Annotated in this window: 1 pseudogene; it reads right to left on the bottom strand. The window is 47.5% G+C overall.

Features of this window, described 5'->3' with window-relative positions:
- Window positions 1-202: 202 nt before the first annotated feature.
- Window positions 203-385 (bottom strand): annotated as a pseudogene (locus tag KQJ19_RS23860) (nicotinate phosphoribosyltransferase); the annotation flags it as partial.

Here is a 385-nt window from a genome sequence, read left to right as displayed (position 1 = left end):
GGCCCTGGAGTACGTCGGCTACAGGCACAACGCTCATAATATTCTCTCTGTTAATAGTCGGATATATAAACACATGTCCACCCGTAATGGGGGGATACCTATGTTACCTGGCATCTGCAATCAGACAAGCAGAATTCGTAGCTGGAGTGAAAGATTTCGGAAATTAGCGTGAAAAGGGAGCCAAACTGGCTCCCTGGAAGGTTTAACTGGCTTTTTTAATATGCGGCAAATCGAAGGCTTTGCGTAGCGCGCGCACGAACGCTTTATCGTGGCAGATGGTTTTACCCGGGCTATCAGATAACTTCGCCACAGGTTTGCCGTTACATTCCACCAGCTTGATCACAATATTGAGCGGCTTAACCTGGGGAATATCACAGGTTAAACG

The sequence above is a fragment of the Citrobacter sp. S46_ASV_140 genome (assembly GCF_018919545.1).
Lineage (GTDB): Bacteria > Pseudomonadota > Gammaproteobacteria > Enterobacterales > Enterobacteriaceae > Citrobacter > Citrobacter braakii.
This window is presented reverse-complemented; position numbering and strand designations above follow the sequence as displayed.